We start from the raw sequence: 18780 nt of genomic DNA on the forward strand, positions 1-18780 counted from the left end.
TGCGGCAACATCGACTTCGCCGCCCCGCCGAGAAAGCTTTATCATGGCCGCAGTTTTGCTGATCGAGTCCGTCATGAAGTTCGCCATCGCACTGTTTTCCGCCGCCCATGCGCCCTCCTCGCGCCGCGCCCTGCTGTTCGCGCAGGCTGCGCTGGCCGGCGGGCATGAAATTGTCCGGCTGTTTTTCTATCAGGACGGGGTCTACAACGCGTCCGACGCCGTGGTCACCCCACAGGACGAACTGGACCTGCCCAAACAGTGGCGAACCTTTATCACCGAACAAAACCTCGACGGCGTGGTGTGCATCGCCGCCGCCCTGCGCCGGGGCGTGTTGAATGCCGAGGAAGCCGGGCGTTATCAGCGTGATGCCGTGGCGGTCAGCGCGCCGTGGGAATTGTCCGGCCTCGGCCAGTTGCATGATGCGGTACAGGACGCCGACCGCATCATCTGTTTCGGAGGCGCATGACATGGCCAAATCCCTTCTGATCATCAGCCGTCAATCGCCATGGTCCGGGCCCGGCGCCCGCGAAGCGCTGGACATCGTGTTGGCTGGCGGTGCCTTCGATCTGCCGATCGGTTTGCTGTTTCTCGACGACGGTGTGTTGCAACTGGCTGCCGGGCAGAACGCCAGGGCCCTGCAACAGAAAGACCTGAGCGCCAACCTGCAAGCGCTGCCGATGTTCGGCGTCGAAGAGCTGTTCTACTGCGCCGAAAGCGCCAGTGTTCGCGGCCTCGGCGATCGTTCGCTGGATGAGGCGCAGCCTTTGGCCGCCGAGCAAATCACCGCCCTTATTGACCGTTACGATCAGGTGATCACCCTCTGATGTCGACTTTGCATGTGTTGTCTCATTCCCCGTTCGGCGACGAACGCCTGACCAGTTGCCTGCGTCTGCTCGGCACTGCCGACGCGCTGCTGCTGTGCGGTGATGCCGCTTACGCGCTGCAACCCGGCACCGCGCCGTTCAACGCGCTGGAAACCCGTCGGGTGAAATTGTTTGTGCTGGCCGAAGACGCACAAGCCCGTGCCGTGCAGGTTCCGGACTGGGCCGAGGCCATCGATTATCCGGCCTTTGTCGAGCTGTCGATCCACCACGACAAGGTCAATTCCTGGCTATGAATGCGCTGACCGTCGGCGCCCGCGCCATCGAACTGGACAAGGACGGCTTCCTGGTCGACCTCAACGACTGGTCGGCAGAAGTCGCCAGCGCCCTCGCCGCTGCCGAAGATATCGAACTGAGCCCGGAACACTGGGAAGTCCTCGAACTGCTGCGCAGCTTCTACGCCGAATTCCAGTTGTCGCCGGCAACCCGGCCGCTGATCAAGTACACCGCGCTCAAACTCGGCGCAGAGAAAGGCAACAGCCTGCACCTGAACCGACTGTTCAAAGGCACCCCTGCCAAACTCGCCGCGAAACTGGCGGGCCTGCCCAAACCGACGAATTGCCTATGACCGACTATCCAGCGCTGACCCTCGAAACGCCCGCCGAACATCCGTTCGCCCAGTTCGTGCGCATCCTCGGCAAGGGCAAGCGCGGCGCCCGTGACCTGACCCGCGAGGAAGCCCGGGAAGCCATGGGCATGGTGCTCGACGAAGCGGTCGAGGCAACCCAGCTCGGCGCGTTCCTGATGTTGCTGCGGCACAAGGAAGAAAGCGCCGAGGAGATGGCCGGTTTCACCGAGGCCCTGCGTGAACGCTTGCAGGCGCCAGAGTTGAAGGTCGATCTGGACTGGCCAACCTATGCCGGCAAGAAGCGCCACCTGCCGTGGTATCTGCTGGCGGCCAAGTGCCTGGCGCAGAACGGCGTGCGTATCTTCATGCACGGTGGTGGCGCGCACACCGCCGGGCGTTTGTATTCCGAACAACTGCTGGGCGAGCTGAGCATCCCGCTGTGCCGCAACTGGCAACAGGTCGGCGCGGCGCTGGATAACGGTGGGCTGGCGTTCATGCCGCTGGTGGACTGGGCGCCACAGCTGCAACGGATGATCGACCTGCGCAACACCCTCGGCCTGCGCTCGCCGATCCACTCGCTGGCGCGAATTCTCAATCCGCTGGGCGCGCGTTGCGGCTTGCAGAGTATTTTCCACCCCGGCTACCAGGCGGTGCACCGCGATGCCAGCGGTCTGCTGGGCGATACGGCGATCGTGATCAAGGGTGACGGCGGCGAAATCGAGATCAACCCGGATGCCGACAGCCACTTGTACGGCACCACCGGCGGCGAGAGCTGGGACGAGGAATGGCCGCAGTTGTCGGCGCAGCGTCACGTCAAACCGGCGTCGCTGGATGTCGAGCATCTGAAGGCTGTCTGGCGCGGCGATGTGGTCGACAGCTACCCGCAAATGGCGCTGATTTCGACCATGGCACTGGCGCTGCGTGGTCTTGGCCAAAGCCGGGAACAGGCGTTCGAAACCGCCGAGCAATACTGGGCCACGCGGGAAAAATCGATTTAATCGATCATTCACGCCCGATCTTTGCGCTTTTTGTTCGAACTCATCGGAATAGACTCCACTCCAACGATTATTGGATTCTGGAGTCTTGATCATGGGTTTACTCGTCGACGGCCGCTGGCAGGACAAGTGGTACGAAAGCAGCAAGGATGGCGCGTTCCAGCGCGAACAGGCGCAGCGCCGTAACTGGGTCACTCGTAACGGTGAGCCGGGCCCGAGCGGTGAAGGCGGTTTTGCCGCCGAAGCCGGGCGTTATCACCTCTACGTCTCCCTCGCCTGTCCGTGGGCGCACCGCACGCTGATCCTGCGCAAGCTCAAGGGCCTGGAAAGCCTGATCGACGTTTCAGTCGTCAGCTGGCTGATGCTGGAAAACGGCTGGACCTTCGACCAGAACCTCGGCTCGACCGGCGACAAACTCGACCACTTCGACTTCATGCACCAGCGCTACACCGCTGACACCGCCGACTACACCGGACGCGTCACTGTGCCGGTACTGTGGGACAAGAAGCTCAAACGCATCGTCAGCAACGAATCGGCGGAGATCATCCGCATGTTCAACAGCGCCTTCGATGACTTGACCGGCAACGATCTGGACTTCTATCCGGCGCCATTGCGCAGCGAGATCGATGCGCTGAACGAGCGGATCTACCCCGCCGTGAACAACGGCGTGTATCGCGCCGGGTTTGCCACCTCGCAGCAGGCCTATGAAGAGGCGTTCGATGATGTGTTTGCCGAACTTGATCATCTGGAGCAGGTGCTGGGTGCCAACCGTTATCTGACGGGCGAATACCTGACCGAGGCGGACGTGCGGTTGTTCACCACGCTGATTCGTTTCGACGCGGTGTATCACGGGCACTTCAAATGCAATCTGCGGCGGATCAGCGATTACCCGAATCTGTCGAACTGGCTGCGTGAGATGTACCAGTGGCCGGGCGTTGCCGAGACCGTGGATTTCCAGCACATCAAGAACCACTACTACGGCAGCCACAAGACCATCAACCCGACCGGGGTTGTGCCAAAGGGGCCGAAGCAGGATTTCAAAGTTGCCCATGACCGGAACCGGTTGGGCGGGAAAGGGGTTTGGCGCAGAGGTTGAGAGCAGGATCGTTCCCACAGCGTGGGAACGATCCCTTCAGAGTCAGACCTGACCCTGAGCGCCCTCGAACCACGCCAGTTTCTCGCGCAGTTGCACCACTTCGCCGACGATCACCAGCGTCGGCGCATGCACTTCATGCTCCGCCACCAGACGCGGCAGGTCGGCCAGGGTGCCGGTGAAGACCCGCTGATTGACCGTGGTGCCCTGCTGGATCAACGCTGCCGGGGTATCGGCCGCACGACCATGCTTGATCAATTGCTCGCAGATGACAGGCAACCCCACCAGGCCCATGTAGAACACCAGCGTCTGCGCCGGCGCGACGAGGTCGGCCCACGGCAGATCGGTGGAACCGTCCTTCAGGTGCCCGGTGACGAAACGTACCGACTGCGCGTAATCGCGATGAGTCAGCGGAATCCCGGCATACGCCGCGCAACCGCTGGCCGCTGTGATGCCCGGCACCACCTGGAACGGGATGCCATGGGCTGCCAGCTCCTCGATCTCTTCGCCGCCACGACCGAAGATGAACGGATCCCCGCCCTTCAACCGCACTACGCGCTTGCCGGCCTTGGCCAGATCCACCAGTTGCTGGTTGATCTGATCCTGCGGCACGGCGTGATCGGCGCGACGCTTGCCGACGTAAACCCGCTCGGCATCGCGACGGCACAGCTCAAGAATCGCCGGAGCGACCAAGCGGTCATACAGCACCACGTCGGCCTGTTGCATCAGGCGCAAGGCACGGAAGGTCAGCAGATCCGGATCACCCGGCCCTGCGCCCACCAGATACACCTCGCCGGTCGCCACGGTCGCTTCGCCATCGATTTTCGCCTGCAGCAGACGCTCGGCTTCGGCGCCCTGTCCGGCCAGTTGCCGGTCGGCAATCGGACCCTGGAAAACGTCTTCCCAAAAGGCACGACGCTGCTGCACATCGGGAAACAGGCCTTTGACCTGATCACGAAAACGCGCGGCCAGACCGGCCAGATGGCCGTAGGTCGAAGGAATCCAGGTTTCGATCTTGGCGCGAATCAGCCGGGCCAGCACCGGCGCATCGCCGCCGCTGGACACCGCGATGATCAACGGTGAACGATCAACAATCGCCGGGAAGATCACGCTGCACAGCGCCGGCGCATCCACCACATTGACCGGCACGCAACGCCGATGAGCATCAGCGGAGACTTGCGCGTTCAAGGCTTCGTCGTCGGTGGCGGCAATGATCAGCCCGCAACCGTCCAGATCCGTTTCGGCGTAGCCACGCAACAGGCATTCGCCACCGCTGGTGGCAACCAGTTCGCGCAGTTGCGCTTCGATTTCAGGTGCGACCACCCGCAGCAGCGCACCGGCATCGGCCAGCAGGCGGGATTTGCGCAAGGCAATTTCCCCCCCACCGACAACCAACACACGACTGCCGCGCAGGTTGTGAAACAGCGGCAGATATTTCATTTAGCCGATGACCTCAAGGCCACCCATGTACGGCTTCAGCACGTCCGGCACGCGGATCGAACCGTCGGCCTGCTGGTAGTTCTCCAGCACAGCCACCAGGGTACGGCCAACTGCCAGACCAGAACCGTTCAGAGTGTGTACCAGCTCAGGCTTGCCGGTTTCCGGGTTGCGGAAACGCGCCTGCATGCGGCGGGCCTGGAAGTCGCCGCAGTTGGAGCACGACGAGATTTCACGGTATTTGTCCTGGCTCGGGATCCACACTTCCAGGTCGTAGGTCTTGACCGCACTGAAGCCCATGTCGCCGGTGCACAGCGCCAGAGTACGGTAAGGCAGACCCAGCAGTTGCAGGACTTTCTCGGCGTTGGCGGTCAGGCCTTCCAGCGCTTCCATCGACTTCGACGGCTCGACGATCTGTACCATCTCGACCTTGTCGAACTGGTGCTGGCGGATCATGCCGCGAGTGTCACGACCCGACGCACCGGCTTCGCTGCGGAAGCACGGGGTGTGGGCGACGAACTTGATCGGCAGTTGCTTCGAATCGACGATTTCACCGGCCACGATGTTGGTCAGCGACACTTCGGCGGTCGGGATCAGGTACAAATCGGCTTCGCCTTCGCGGGCGATCTTGAACAGGTCTTCTTCGAACTTCGGCAGTTGACCGGTGCCTTGCAGCGCCGGGGCCTGAACCAGATAAGGCGTGTAGGCCTCTTCGTAGCCGTGCTCGGTGACGTGCAGGTTAATCATGAACTGCGCCAGTGCGCGGTGCAGACGGGCAATCGGGCCACGCAGCAGCGCGAAACGTGCGCCGGACAGCTTGGCGGCGGTCTCGAAGTCGAGCCAGCCGAACTTCTCGCCCAGGGCCACGTGGTCCTGAACCGGGAAGTCGAACGCAGTTGGGGTGCCCCAGCGACGGACTTCGACGTTGCCGTCTTCGTCTTCGCCGACCGGAACCGATTCGTGCGGCAGGTTCGGAATGCCCAGCAGGATCGAGTCCAGTTCGGTCTGGATCGCGTCCAGCTCGACTTTACCGGCGCTCAGTTCGCCCGCCATGCGCTCGACATCCGCCATCAGCGGCGCGATGTCTTCGCCGCGCTGCTTGGCCTGACCGATGGATTTGGAACGCGCGTTACGCTCAGCCTGCAGTGCTTCGGTGCGGGTCTGGACGGTCTTGCGCTGTTCTTCCAGCGCTTCGATGCGCGCGACATCCAGGGCAAAGCCACGGGAAGCCAGGCGGTCCGCTACGTCCTGGAGGTTGCTACGTAACAGTTTGGAATCGAGCATGTCGGTTTCTCGTTATCAAAGTTTGGTCAGGGACAGGCCGGCCCACGTCGCGAGCAGCCCGCCGAATACGCTGATGGCCGCATAGCCCAGGGCCAGCGGCACTTGCCCGCTTTCCAGCAGACGCACCGTATCCAGTGAAAAGGATGAAAAAGTCGTCAGCCCCCCGAGGAAGCCGACCATCAACCCGGCGCGCACCTCGATCGGTACTTCCGGGCGTATCAAAAACAGGCCGTACAACACGCCGATCAACAGGCAGCCCACGATATTAACGGCCAGCGTCGCGGTATAGAAGTGCCGCGGCCAATTGGCGTTGACCCAATTGCCGGTGGCGAAACGCAACAAGGTGCCGGCTACCCCGCCGACGGAGACTGCAACGATCAATGGAACCACTATTTTCTCCGCTGCCGGGGGCTTAAACGATCGAGTTGGGCAAGGTGGTTGAGCTTCTCGCCGATCTTCAACTCCAGGCCACGGGGCACGGGCTGATAGAACGGAATCGGGTCGAGTTCTTCCGGGAAATAGTCTTCGCCGGCGGCATAGGCGTCCGGCTCGTCATGGGCGTAGCGGTATTCGTCGCCGTAACCCAGTTGCTTCATCAATTTGGTCGGGGCATTGCGCAAATGCAGCGGCACTTCCAGCGAGCCGTGTTCGGCGGCGGCGCGCAGCGCGGTCTTGAAGCCCATGTACACCGCGTTGCTTTTCGGAGCGCAAGCCAGGTACGTGATGGCCTGGGCCACGGCGAGTTCACCTTCGGGGCTGCCGAGACGCTCCTGCACTTCCCACGCGGCCAGGCACAGGCTCAGCGCGCGGGGATCGGCGTTGCCGATGTCTTCGCTGGCCATGCGCACCACGCGGCGGGCCAGGTACAGCGGATCGCAGCCGCCGTCGATCATCCGCGCAAACCAGTACAGCGCGCCGTCCGGGTTCGAACCGCGCACCGATTTGTGCAGCGCGGAAATCTGGTCGTAGAACGCTTCACCGCCCTTGTCGAATCGCCGGCGAGTGTCGCCGAGCAGGCTTTGCAGCAACTCGGTGCCCATCTCGCTGTTGTCTTCGGCCAGGTCCGAGGCGTTTTCCAGCAGGTTGAGCAAACGTCGGCCATCACCATCGGCGGCGGACAGCAGCATCTGGAAGCCTTCATCGCTGAGGGTCAGATGACGCTTGCCCAGACCTCGGTCTTCGGTGAGGGCGCGGTGCACCAGTTTGCGCAACGCCGCTTCGTCGAGGCTCTTGAGTACATAGACCCGCGCCCGCGACAGCAATGCGTTGTTCAGTTCGAACGAAGGGTTTTCGGTGGTCGCACCGATGAAGATCAGCGTGCCGTCTTCAACGTACGGCAGAAACGCATCCTGCTGCGACTTGTTGAAGCGGTGCACTTCATCGACAAACAGGATCGTGCGCTTGCCGTACTGGCCGGCCTGCTGCTTGGCGATTTCCACCGCCTGACGGATCTCTTTTACGCCGGCCAACACGGCCGACACCGTTTCGAAATGCGCATCCGACACTTCCGCCAGCAGCCGCGCCAGGGTGGTCTTACCCACGCCCGGCGGCCCCCAGAAGATCATCGAATGCAGGGCACCCTGCTCCAGCGCTTCGCGCAGTGGTTTGCCGCGAGCGAGCACGTGTTCCTGACCGACGTACTCATCCAGATTGGTCGCCCGCAAACGGGCGGCCAGCGGCTGGGCAATCGGCGCACTGCGAAACAGATCCATCACGTACCGTTGAAACCTCTGAGGTTATTCCTGGATCACATCGGCACCCTTCGGGATGTCGAACTTGAACTTCGAGGCCGGGACCGCTTCGTTTGCCTTCACCCCGGTGAACAGGATGTTGGTGCGCTGGCCGACGCTGTCGATCAGTTGCATGTCATTGACCAGACCGTTGCGGAACGACAGGCGCAGGCTGTCGAACAGGGTGTCCTTGGTTTTCGGCTTCAAGGTGAAGTCGATCACGCCACCCGCTTCTTTCGCGCTGATGTCGAAGCTCTGGCTGATCTTCGACACGTCACCGGACAGCAACAGGGCCGGTGTCTGGGTCAGACGGTCGTCCAGTTTCTTGATGGTGGCCTGCTCCAGGTCCGGGTCCCACAGGGTGACTTTCTTGCCGTCGGAGACCATGGTCTGCTCGGCCGGCGCATTGGTGTGCCAGTAGAACAGGCCCGGGCGCTGCAGGGTCATGTCGCCGGTGGTTTCCTGCAACTGGGTGCCGCTGCCGTCGAGGGTCAGCTGGGAGAAGTTGGCCGTCAGGGTCTTGGATGTTTCCAGCAATTGGGTCAGGCGAGCCACATCCTTGTCATCGGCGTGAGCCGTGAGGGTGGTCAGAGCCAGTACCGGCAGCAGCATGCGGATAAGACGCATGGGAGTCCTCTTGAATACGCGTGGGAAAGTGGACGGCGCCTCATGCACCGCCCATTGCATTTGAATCAGTCGCGCACCGGGCCAGGGGCCAGGACTTCGCGGGAACCGTTGGTGTTCATGGACGTCACGACCCCGGCCATTTCCATGGCTTCGATCATGCGCGCGGCACGGTTGTAACCGATCTTCAGCTTGCGCTGTACAGCGGAGATGGAGGCGCGGCGGCTTTCCAGTACAAACTGCACGGCTTCGTCGTACAGCGCGTCGGCTTCCGGATCATCGCCGTCACCACCGCCGCTGCTGCCTTCGAAACCACTGCCCGCCTCTTCGACACCGTTGAGGATGTCGTCGTTGTATTCCGGCGCACCGCGCAGTTTCCAGGCTTCTACCACCCGGTGAACTTCATCGTCGGATACAAAGGCGCCGTGAACCCGGATCGGCAGGCTGGTGCCCGGCGGCATGTAGAGCATGTCACCGTGGCCGAGCAGTTGTTCGGCGCCGCCCTGGTCGATGATGGTCCGGGAGTCGATCTTGCTCGATACCTGGAACGCCATGCGTGTCGGGATGTTGGCCTTGATCAGACCGGTGATCACGTCCACCGACGGCCGCTGGGTCGCGAGGATCAGGTGGATACCGGCCGCACGCGCCTTCTGGGCGATACGGGCGATCAGTTCTTCAACCTTCTTGCCGACGATCATCATCATGTCGGCGAATTCATCCACGACCACGACGATGGTCGGCAGCTTCTGCAGCAGCGGCGCTTCGTCGTGGATGCTTTCGCGCTTGTACAGCGGATCGCTCAACGGCTCGCCGGCGTCCTGGGCTTCCTTGACCTTGGCGTTGAAGCCGGACAGGTTTCGCACGCCCATTTTCGCCATCAGCTTGTAGCGACGTTCCATCTCGGCAACGCTCCAGCGCAGGGCGTTGGCGGCGTCCTTCATGTCGGTCACGACCGGGCACAGCAGGTGCGGAATGCCTTCGTAGATCGACAGTTCCAACATTTTCGGGTCGATCATGATCAGCTTGGCGTCGTCCGGGCCGGACTTGAACAGGATCGACAGGATCATCGCGTTCACACCCACCGACTTACCGGAACCGGTGGTACCGGCCACCAGCAGGTGCGGCATCTTCGCCAGGTCGGTGATGACCGGTTTGCCGCCGATGTCGTGGCCCAGGGCCAGAGTGACCGGCGACTTGAAGTTGTCGTACTCGGGGGTCGACAGCACTTCGGAGAAGCGCACGATCTGGCGGTCTTCGTTGGGGATCTCGATACCGACCGTGGTCTTGCCCGGAATCACTTCCACCACCCGCACGCTGGTCACGGCCAGCGAACGTGCAAGGTCTTTCGCCAGGTTGGCGATACGGCTGACCTTCACACCGGCAGCCGGCTGGATTTCGTAACGGGTAATGACCGGACCTGGGTGGATCGAGTCCACGGTGACTTCGACGCCGAACTCCTTGAGCTTGATCTCCAGCAAGTGGCCGACCGCTGCCAGGGATTCGGGCGAATAATTGAGTTGTTTCTTTTCCGCAGGATCGAGAATCGAGATCGGCGGCAAGGTGCCTTCCACGGCGCTGTCGACGAACAACGGCACCTGCTTCTCTTTCTGCACGCGCTTGCTCGGCTCCGGCGCCTTGACCGGGGCCGGGGCGATGACCGGCGGAACCTGCTTCTCGCGCTCGGACATGTGTTTGCTCAGAGCCTGCTCGCGCTCGATCAAACGCTCCTTGACCTTGGCCTGTTCGCGCTTGTCGGTAACGGTCGGTGCGACCACGTCGTGCACCCGGTCATCGACTTCACGCAGTTGCGCCACCAGTTGCTTGCGCTCGGTACGCGCCGACCACCAGCGATTGATCGCGCCCTGGAACAGTTCGAACAGGTCGAGGGTGATTTTGCCGGTGACATCCATCACCTTGAACCACGACAGGTCGGTGAATACGGTCAGGCCGAACAGGAACAGTGCGATGAACAATAATGTGCTGCCCTGAATGTTCAGGGCATTGCGGGCCAGGTCACCGAGGCTTTCACCCAGCGCGCCACCCGCACCGGCCGGCAACGCGGTGGCCGCATGGAAATGAATGTGCGCCAGCGCGGCTCCGGACAGCACCAGAAACACCAGGCCGATCAGGCGCCAGGAAAACAGCCAGCCGCTCCACTGCCACGGCTCGTGGCGCTGACGGAAGATCTGATACGCCTTGATCGCCAGCAGTAACGGGAAGATGTACGCGAAGTAACCGAGCACCATGAACAGGATGTCAGCGCTGTAGGAGCCCGCCGGACCGCCGAAATTCTGCACGTCGTCGATCTTGCTGTTGTGGCTCCAGCCCGGATCGTCCTTGCCGTAGGTCAGCAAGGCCATCATCAGGAACAGGCACAGAGCGCCGATGGCGATCAATGCACCTTCCTTGAGCCGGTAGTGCAATTGCTGGCGCCAAAGCGGAACGACTGTTTTTGGTGCTTCCGTGGATTTCTTCAAAACGCTTCTTTTCCTGCGCCAGCGGCGCGTCCATCTATTGAATGACGATAAAAAACTGCCCGATCCAGGCAGGTAAAAAATTGACGGGCGCAACTGAGACTACTTTTAACACTGCGCCCGCTCTTTTATAAACACGGCACACTGCGAATATTCTGTAACAGCCCGGCATTGTACGGGTTTGCGCGTTCGATGCCATGCTTCAAACCCCATGTTCAAGCATAGCCAAGCAGACAAAACCTGCGACGCAATTTGAGCATGCATTGTCTTTTGTGACAAAGGCTTATGAGGTGTATTTGATGAACGTAGCGAAGCATGCACCCTCAAGCTTGTCGCCCGTCTACGACCGCATCCCTGAAGGCAAGTTGCAGCAGCGTCGACTTCGCGCAGGTTCGGGAGGACATTCGCGCCATTTAACGGCACACTTTGCAACGGCCCCCGCCGCCCACCGCCCTCCCCTTCTGCAAGCCTGGACGCCATGCTGACTTGGTTACAACGCAATTCACTGACTTTCCCGCCACTGGAAAAGGCCATGCGCGATCCCAACGGATTGCTGGCGGCCGGTGGCGATCTGTCCGCCGATCGTCTGATCCAGGCCTATCGCCACGGCTGCTTTCCGTGGTTCTCCGAAGGACAGCCCATCCTCTGGTGGTCGCCGGATCCGCGCACCGTATTGTTTCCCGACGAACTGCATGTCTCGCGCAGCCTGGGCAAACTGCTGCGCCAGCAACGCTACCAAGTGACCGTCGATCAGGACTTCGAAGCGGTTATCCGCGCCTGCGCCGCACCACGGGATTACGCCGATGGCACCTGGATCACCGAGGCCATGCAGGATGCCTACATTGAACTGCACCAACGCGGCTTCGCCCATTCAGTGGAAGTGTGGGATGAGGGCAAACTGGTCGGAGGCCTCTATGGTCTGGCGATGGGGCAGCTGTTTTTCGGCGAATCGATGTTCAGTCGCGCCGACAATGCCTCCAAGTACGGCTTTGCCACGCTGGTGCGGCACCTGAAAGACTCGGGGTTCGTGCTGATCGACTGCCAGATGCCTACCGATCATCTGCACAGCCTGGGCGCCCGGGCAATTTCCCGCCCCGCCTTTGCCGAGTATCTGGCCCGGCACCTCGACCGACCCAACCTGGCCACCTGGGTTTGCTGAGCGACTTTTGCGCGCGTGGCTTACACTTAATTCACCAGCTTACCCCTGAGGGTTGATCATGACCGAGTTGGCGCGGTTGAAGTTTTATGCCACTCAGCCTCATTCCTGCAGTTATCTGCCCGAGGAACAGGCCACGACCCTGTTTCTCGATCCGAGCCAGCCCATGGATGTGCATGTCTACGCAGACCTGTCGGAAATGGGCTTTCGTCGCAGCGGCGATCATCTGTACCGCCCGCATTGCCAGAACTGCAATGCCTGCGTGCCTGCGCGCATTCCGGTGGCGCAGTTCAACCCCAATCGCCAGCAGAAACGCATTTTCAAACGCAACGCCGACTTGCAGGTACGCCCGGTCAAACCGGCCTTCAGCGAAGAGTATTTCGATCTTTATCAGCGCTACATCGAACAGCGCCATGCCGACGGCGACATGTACCCGCCGAGCCGTGATCAATTCTCGACTTTTCTGGTTCGCGACCTTCCCTTCTCGCGCTTCTACGAGTTCCGTCTCGACGGACGGTTGCTGGCCGTCGCCGTCACCGATCTGCTGCCTAATGGCCTGTCGGCGGTCTACACCTTTTACGAACCGGAAGAAGAACGCCGCAGCCTCGGACGCTACGCCATCCTCTGGCAAATCGCTGAAGCCGGACGCCTTGGACTTGAAGCCGTGTACCTTGGCTACTGGATCAAAAACTGTAAAAAGATGAACTACAAGACCCAATATCGGCCTATCGAACTGCTGATTAATCAGCGCTGGGTCATCCTGAACTGAACGCAAGCCCTAAACCCCTTGGCGTAAACCCCATTTTTCGGGCACAATGCACGCCGCTTTTGCCTGGCGCAGTTGCACCGGGCCATTCATTGGATACCGAGGGCTTTACTGCATGTCGAAAGAAGACAGCTTCGAAATGGAAGGCACTGTCGTCGACACCCTGCCCAACACCATGTTTCGTGTGGAGTTGGAAAATGGGCACGTCGTAACCGCGCATATTTCCGGCAAGATGCGCAAGAACTACATTCGTATTCTTACCGGTGACAAAGTGCGCGTCGAGCTGACGCCCTATGACTTGAGCAAAGGGCGTATTACTTACCGCGCTCGCTAATCAAGTCAATACAAGACGCCCGGCTTAATGCCGGGCGTTTTTGTTTGTCCGGGATTTGGTTCTTTGTGCTTGAGTTTTGGGGGCATATCCGTTGCTTCGGGTGCTGCCGCTGGCGGTTTCGCTCTTACAGCGAGTCACTTTTTTCAAACGCCAAAAAAGTAACCAAAAAGTCTTGGCCCCGGCGTACGGCACTTCGCTTAGGCTCAGTGTTCCCTCGCTACGGTGTCCATCAGGGGGCATCGCCTACGGTTTGCTTCGCTGCACCTCCTCTCGATGTATGCGGCTTCGCCGCACGGCGCTGCGCGCCTACCCCCTGATGAACACCTTCGCTCGGCCTGCCGAAGGGGCAAAAAATCAAAAGCCAGAGCCAGAGCCAGATCAAGAGCCACTCACCACGATGAGCGTTAGCTCGAGTACTGCTTTTGATCGCAAGGCCCGTCGGCAGGCTGAGTGGAGGGATTGATTCGGGGTGGGAGCGAAGCGACCGTTTGGCGAAGCCAAACACATCGAGAGGAGGTGCAGCGAAGCAAACCGTAGGCGATGCCCCCGGATCGATCCCGGAGCGAAGGAACCCCGAGCCTCAGCGAGGGGCCGTACGTCAGGGTAGAGACCTTTTGGTTACTTTTGGGGCGTTTGCCAAAAGTGACCCGCCGTAAGGGCGGAACCATAAGCCGCAGCACCCGAAGAAACGGATATTCACACCCAACAACCAGACAACAAAAAGGCGCCCGAAGGCGCCTTTTCACTTACCAGCCATCAGGCCATTTCTGCGGTGGTCTCGAAGTCAAACGTCAGCTCACCATCCTTGATGTCGATGTGAACCACACCGCCATGCTCGGCCAGCTCGCCAAACAGAATCTCCTCCGCCAGCGGACGCTTGATCTTGTCCTGGATCAGACGCGCCATCGGGCGAGCGCCCATTGCCGAATCGTAACCACCGGCCGCCAGCCAACTGCGCGCCGCGTCGGTAACTTCCAGAAGCACACGCTTGTCTTCCAGCTGCGCCTGAAGTTCGGTGAGGAACTTGTCCACCACGCTTTTGATGACCTCGTGACTGAGGCGACCAAATTGAATGATGGTGTCCAGGCGGTTGCGGAATTCCGGCGTGAAGCTCTTCTTGATCACTTCCATCGCATCGGACGAGTGGTCCTGATGAGTGAAACCGATCGAAGCACGCGCCGCGGTTTCGGCACCGGCGTTGGTGGTCATGATCACGATCACGTTGCGGAAGTCCGCCTTGCGCCCGTTGTTGTCGGTCAGCGTTCCGTGGTCCATCACCTGCAGCAGCAGGTTGAAGACTTCCGGATGCGCCTTCTCGATTTCATCGAGCAGCAACACGCAATGCGGTTGCTTGGTAATCGCTTCGGTCAACAGACCGCCCTGGTCGAAACCGACATAACCCGGAGGCGCACCGATCAGACGCGATACGGTGTGGCGCTCCATGTATTCGGACATGTCGAAACGAACCAGCTCGATCCCCAGCGCCTTGGCCAATTGCCGCGCGGCCTCGGTTTTACCGACACCGGTAGGCCCGGCGAACAGGAACGAACCGACTGGCTTGTCCGGCGACTTGAGGCCCGCACGGGACAGCTTGATCGCAGTCGACAGCGAATCGATCGCCGCATCCTGACCAAACACCGTCAGCTTCAGGTCGCGCTCCAGGTTACGCAGCAGCTCCTTGTCGGAACTGGTGACGTGTTTCGGCGGAATACGTGCGATCTTCGCCACGATGTCTTCAACCTGGGGCACGTCGATGCGCTTCACGCGCTTGTCGACCGGCTGCAGACGCTGGTAGGCGCCCGCCTCGTCGATCACATCGATGGCCTTGTCCGGCATGTGCCGGTCATTGATGTAGCGCGATGCCAGTTCTGCAGCGGCGCGCAGCGACTCATCGCTGTACTCGATGTTGTGATGCTGTTCGAAACGCCCTTTCAGACCACGCAGGATGCCGATGGTGTCTTCCACCGACGGCTCGACCACATCGACCTTCTGGAAGCGACGTGCCAGGGCACGGTCTTTCTCGAAGATGCCACGGAATTCCTGGAACGTGGTCGAACCGATGCAGCGAATGTCACCCGACGACAGCAGCGGCTTGAGCAGGTTCGAGGCATCCATGACGCCACCGGACGCAGCACCGGCACCGATGATGGTGTGGATCTCGTCGATGAACAGGATCGCCTGCGGACGTTTTTTCAGCTCGCCGAGCAGCGCCTTGAAGCGCTTCTCGAAATCGCCGCGATATTTGGTGCCTGCGAGCAAGGCGCCCAGATCGAGGGAATAAACGACGCTGTTGGCCAGCAGATCCGGCACCTGGTTGTCGACAATGCGCTTGGCCAGGCCTTCGGCAATCGCGGTTTTACCCACGCCCGCCTCGCCTACCAGCAGCGGGTTGTTCTTGCGACGCCGCGCGAGAATCTGCGCGACACGCTCGACTTCCGTTTCACGCCCGACCAGCGGATCGATCCGGCCCTGGCGTGCGAGTTCGTTGAGGTTGCTGGCATACGCATCCAGCGGATTGCCTGAAGAAGAAGACTCACCGCCCTCGTCGTCCTGCATATCTTGTTCACCTTCAGAGTGATCGCCATGCCCCGGCACCTTGGAAATACCATGGGCGATATAGTTGACGACATCGATTCGTGCAACGCTCTGCTGTTTCAGCAGGAACACTGCCTGACTCTCTTGCTCACTGAAGATTGCAACCAGCACATTGGCGCCGGTTACTTCGCGCTTGCCCGAGCTCTGCACATGAAAGACAGCACGTTGCAGCACACGCTGGAAGCCCAGGGTTGGCTGGGTTTCGCGATCTTCGTCATGGACGGGGATCAGCGGCGTGGTGGAGTCGATGAACTCCTGCAGGTCGTGCTTGAGTTTGTCGAGGTTTGCGCCGCAGGCACGCAATACGGTGGCGGCAGCCTCATTGTCCAATAGGGCCAGCAGCAGGTGCTCGACGGTCATGAACTCATGACGCTTCGAACGAGCCTCCTTGAAGGCAAGATTGAGGGTGACTTCGAGCTCGCGGTTTAACATAGCTTCACCTCATACCCAAGTGGTCGGCGATTAACCGTCCTTCTCGATTTCACAGAGTAGCGGATGCTGGCTTTCCCTGGCGTACTGGTTGACCTGCATGGCCTTTGTCTCGGCGATGTCGCGGGTAAACACTCCACATACTGCCCGTCCTTCTGTGTGGACGGCCAGCATGACCTTGGTCGCCAGCTCGCGATTCAGGTTAAAAAACACCTCGAGCACTTCGACGACGAAATCCATCGGTGTGTAGTCATCATTAAACAAAACCACCTTGTACATCGGCGGCGCCTGTAACGCAGGCTTTGCTTCCTGAACAGCAACGCCTGCCGAATCGTCGTCGTGCTCCTGTGGAAGATCCTTTTGGAGAAGCGGGCGATCCTGATTGAATGTTAGTCGAATCTGGCTGATTGCATGCATGGAAAGAAAGGTTCGTCAGTTGTGCAAATACAGTGGTGGGGGCGGCTTGACACGTTTTCAACTCCGACTGCCCGGTCACCTTGACTATCGGGAAAACGGTGTTACAACCAATAGAACCCACAGTGGGTAAAAAAGATCCGCGGAGTCAATCTTTTTAACGGATTCGACTGCGGATGAATTGGATGATACTCCAGCGATGGAGACTGTTGCAGAGGGATTTGAGCATGGTTGTCGGCAAGGTGAAATGGTTCAACAATGCCAAGGGGTTCGGTTTCATCAACACCGACGCCCGCGAGGGGAAAGATGAGGACGGCAAGGAAATCGATTTCTTTGCCCACTACTCCGCCATTGAAATGGACGGGTACAAAACCCTCAAAGCCGGGCAAATCGTCAAATTCGAGATCGTGCAAGGACCCAAAGGCCTGCATGCCACAAAAATTCAGAATGTCGAGGCCGCAAAAGACGCCGTCTCGCCAGCAGCTCATCACCAGTCAGTGACCAGCTGAAGCAACCAGAACACCTGCCAGAAAACAAACTGCCCGGCTCGATCACTCGAGCCGGGCAGTTTCGTTGCAGCTGCCTTTCTTACATGTGCTTGACGATCGCTTCACCGAAGCCCGAAGAAGACACCAGCGTGGCGCCTTCCATCAGACGTTCGAAGTCGTAGGTCACGGTTTTGGCCTTGATGGCGCCGTTAGTGCCCTTGATGATCAGGTCGGCCGCCTCGGTCCAGCCCAGGTGGCGCAGCATCATCTCCGCCGACAGGATCACCGAACCCGGGTTGACCTGGTCCTTGCCGGCATATTTCGGCGCGGTACCGTGAGTCGCCTCGAACATGGCTACGGTGTCGGACAGGTTGGCGCCCGGCGCGATACCGATACCGCCCACTTCCGCCGCCAGGGCGTCGGAGAGGTAGTCACCATTGAGGTTGAGGGTGGCGATCACATCGTATTCGGCCGGACGCAGCAGGATCTGCTGGAGCATGGCGTCGGCGATGGCATCCTTCACGATGACTTCGCGACCGGTTTTCGGGTTCTTGAATTTCATCCACGGGCCGCCATCCAGCAGCTCGGCACCGAATTCATCCCGCGCCACCTCGTAGCCCCAGTCCTTGAAGGCACCCTCGGTGAATTTCATGATGTTGCCCTTGTGCACGATGGTCAGCGACTTGCGGTCGTTGTCCACCACGTATTGCAGGGCCTTGCGCACAAGACGCTTGGTGCCTTCTTTCGAAACCGGCTTGATGCCGATACCGCAATCCTGGTCGAAACGGATCTTGGTGACGCCCATTTCTTCTTTCAGGAATTTGATGACCTTGGTGGCCTCAGGCGAGCCGGCCTTCCATTCGATACCGGCATAGATGTCTTCGGAGTTCTCGCGGAAGATCACCATGTCGACGTCGCCAGGCTTTTTCACCGGGCTCGGTACACCTTCGAACCACACCACAGGGCGCAGGCAGACATAGAGGTCGAGCTGTTGACGCAGGGCAACGTTGAGGGAGCGGATGCCACCACCGACCGGGGTGGTCAGCGGGCCCTTGATGGAAACCACGTAATCCTTGACGGCGTCCAGGGTTTCCTGGGGCAGCCAGGTGTCCTGGTCATAGACTTGAGTTGCTTTTTCGCCAGCATAAACCTCCATCCAGGAAATCTTGCGCTTGCCCCCGTAGGCCTTGGCCACGGCAGCATCAACCACTTTGATCATCACAGGGCTGACGTCGACGCCAATGCCGTCACCTTCTATGAAGGGAATGATCGGGTTATCAGGGACATTGAGAGAATGGTCTGCGTTGACGGTGATTTTGTCGCCGACGGCTGGAACCTGAATCTTCTTGTAACCCATGCTGAACTCCATTGTTTGGATTGAACATCTGGCTTGGTTCGAGCGTAACCCAGTTGAATCAACACGCAAACCCTCTGTTCCGGGCGCGGCTACATCTCGTTTCGTACAAGCCTGAAAGCAAAGGGAAAAGCGCCAATCTCAAGCATTCACGGCGA

General features: G+C 60.1%; 19 protein-coding genes. 10 read left to right on the forward strand and 9 right to left on the reverse strand.

Features of this window, described 5'->3' with window-relative positions:
- The first annotated feature begins 73 nt into the window (after positions 1–73).
- The 6 genes from tusD to AC07NR_RS22115 all read left to right on the forward strand — a co-directional run bounded on the left by tusD (position 74) and on the right by AC07NR_RS22115 (position 3540).
- Entirely contained in the window at positions 74–466 is a 393-nt protein-coding gene (gene tusD, locus AC07NR_RS22090; RefSeq protein WP_248741031.1) for a sulfurtransferase complex subunit TusD, read from the forward strand.
- A 1-nt stretch (position 467) separates the two neighbouring features.
- The gene (tusC, locus tag AC07NR_RS22095; RefSeq protein WP_248741025.1) at positions 468–824 is read left to right on the forward strand and encodes a sulfurtransferase complex subunit TusC; all 357 of its coding nucleotides are present in this window, start codon (positions 468–470) and stop codon (positions 822–824) included.
- A complete protein-coding gene (gene tusB, locus AC07NR_RS22100; RefSeq protein ID WP_114883996.1) occupies positions 824–1117 on the forward strand; it encodes a sulfurtransferase complex subunit TusB in 294 nt (97 codons plus the stop codon). Before tusC ends, tusB begins: the two co-directional genes overlap by 1 nt.
- Complete coding sequence (locus AC07NR_RS22105) at positions 1114–1449, forward strand: TusE/DsrC/DsvC family sulfur relay protein (protein ID WP_007958196.1); 336 nt, start codon at positions 1114–1116, stop codon at positions 1447–1449. The genes tusB and AC07NR_RS22105 overlap by 4 nt, the downstream gene beginning before the upstream one ends.
- Entirely contained in the window at positions 1446–2447 is a 1002-nt protein-coding gene (locus AC07NR_RS22110; protein ID WP_495079472.1) for a glycosyl transferase family protein, read from the forward strand. The genes AC07NR_RS22105 and AC07NR_RS22110 overlap by 4 nt, the downstream gene beginning before the upstream one ends.
- Positions 2448–2538: 91 nt before the next feature.
- Complete coding sequence (locus tag AC07NR_RS22115) at positions 2539–3540, forward strand: glutathione S-transferase family protein (protein ID WP_495079473.1); 1002 nt, start codon at positions 2539–2541, stop codon at positions 3538–3540.
- A 42-nt stretch (positions 3541–3582) separates the two neighbouring features.
- Here the strand turns inward: AC07NR_RS22115 and cysG are convergent, their stop codons facing one another.
- The 6 genes from cysG to AC07NR_RS22145 form a co-directional block, all read right to left on the reverse strand.
- On the reverse strand, positions 3583–4977 hold the full coding sequence (gene cysG / locus AC07NR_RS22120) for a siroheme synthase CysG (protein WP_305833936.1): 1395 nt from the start codon (positions 4975–4977) through the stop codon (positions 3583–3585).
- Positions 4978–6258 carry a serine--tRNA ligase gene (gene serS / locus AC07NR_RS22125; RefSeq protein ID WP_495079474.1) on the reverse strand — a complete coding sequence of 427 codons (1281 nt, stop codon included), beginning with the start codon at positions 6256–6258 and terminating at the stop codon, positions 4978–4980.
- 15 nt (positions 6259–6273) lie between these two features.
- Positions 6274–6648 carry a fluoride efflux transporter CrcB gene (gene crcB / locus AC07NR_RS22130; RefSeq protein ID WP_085712376.1) on the reverse strand — a complete coding sequence of 125 codons (375 nt, stop codon included), beginning with the start codon at positions 6646–6648 and terminating at the stop codon, positions 6274–6276.
- Positions 6648–7970: a replication-associated recombination protein A gene (locus tag AC07NR_RS22135; protein ID WP_114884005.1), complete on the reverse strand. Its 1323-nt coding sequence runs from the start codon at positions 7968–7970 to the stop codon at positions 6648–6650. Before AC07NR_RS22135 ends, crcB begins: the two co-directional genes overlap by 1 nt.
- A gap of 24 nt (positions 7971–7994) precedes the next feature.
- Positions 7995–8615 (reverse strand): outer membrane lipoprotein periplasmic chaperone LolA, encoded by a 621-nt coding sequence (gene lolA, locus AC07NR_RS22140; protein WP_495079475.1) that lies wholly within the window; start codon positions 8613–8615, stop codon positions 7995–7997.
- A 65-nt stretch (positions 8616–8680) separates the two neighbouring features.
- On the reverse strand, positions 8681–11089 hold the full coding sequence (locus AC07NR_RS22145; protein ID WP_085712378.1) for a DNA translocase FtsK: 2409 nt from the start codon (positions 11087–11089) through the stop codon (positions 8681–8683).
- Positions 11090–11564: 475 nt separating this feature from the next.
- Between AC07NR_RS22145 and aat the strand changes: the two genes are divergently transcribed.
- The 3 genes from aat to infA all read left to right on the forward strand — a co-directional run bounded on the left by aat (position 11565) and on the right by infA (position 13342).
- On the forward strand, positions 11565–12245 hold the full coding sequence (gene aat, locus AC07NR_RS22150) for a leucyl/phenylalanyl-tRNA--protein transferase (protein WP_495079476.1): 681 nt from the start codon (positions 11565–11567) through the stop codon (positions 12243–12245).
- 58 nt (positions 12246–12303) lie between these two features.
- Complete coding sequence (locus tag AC07NR_RS22155; RefSeq protein ID WP_119427033.1) at positions 12304–13011, forward strand: arginyltransferase; 708 nt, start codon at positions 12304–12306, stop codon at positions 13009–13011.
- Between the two features lie 112 nt (positions 13012–13123).
- Positions 13124–13342, forward strand: a complete 219-nt coding sequence (gene infA / locus AC07NR_RS22160) for a translation initiation factor IF-1 (protein ID WP_002553999.1) — start codon at positions 13124–13126, stop codon at positions 13340–13342.
- 756 nt (positions 13343–14098) lie between these two features.
- Here the strand turns inward: infA and clpA are convergent.
- A complete protein-coding gene (gene clpA / locus AC07NR_RS22165; protein ID WP_085712381.1) occupies positions 14099–16369 on the reverse strand; it encodes an ATP-dependent Clp protease ATP-binding subunit ClpA in 2271 nt (756 codons plus the stop codon).
- A 30-nt stretch (positions 16370–16399) separates the two neighbouring features.
- On the reverse strand, positions 16400–16783 hold the full coding sequence (gene clpS / locus AC07NR_RS22170) for an ATP-dependent Clp protease adapter ClpS (RefSeq protein ID WP_011334948.1): 384 nt from the start codon (positions 16781–16783) through the stop codon (positions 16400–16402).
- A gap of 224 nt (positions 16784–17007) precedes the next feature.
- Between clpS and AC07NR_RS22175 the strand changes: the two genes are divergently transcribed.
- Positions 17008–17289, forward strand: a complete 282-nt coding sequence (locus AC07NR_RS22175; RefSeq protein WP_114884011.1) for a cold shock domain-containing protein — start codon at positions 17008–17010, stop codon at positions 17287–17289.
- 79 nt (positions 17290–17368) lie between these two features.
- On the opposite strand, the gene icd is transcribed toward AC07NR_RS22175, so the two are convergent.
- On the reverse strand, positions 17369–18625 hold the full coding sequence (icd, locus tag AC07NR_RS22180; protein WP_085712383.1) for an NADP-dependent isocitrate dehydrogenase: 1257 nt from the start codon (positions 18623–18625) through the stop codon (positions 17369–17371).
- Positions 18626–18780: the final 155 nt, after the last annotated feature.

The organism is Pseudomonas sp. GW821-FHT09C09 (assembly GCF_059418105.1).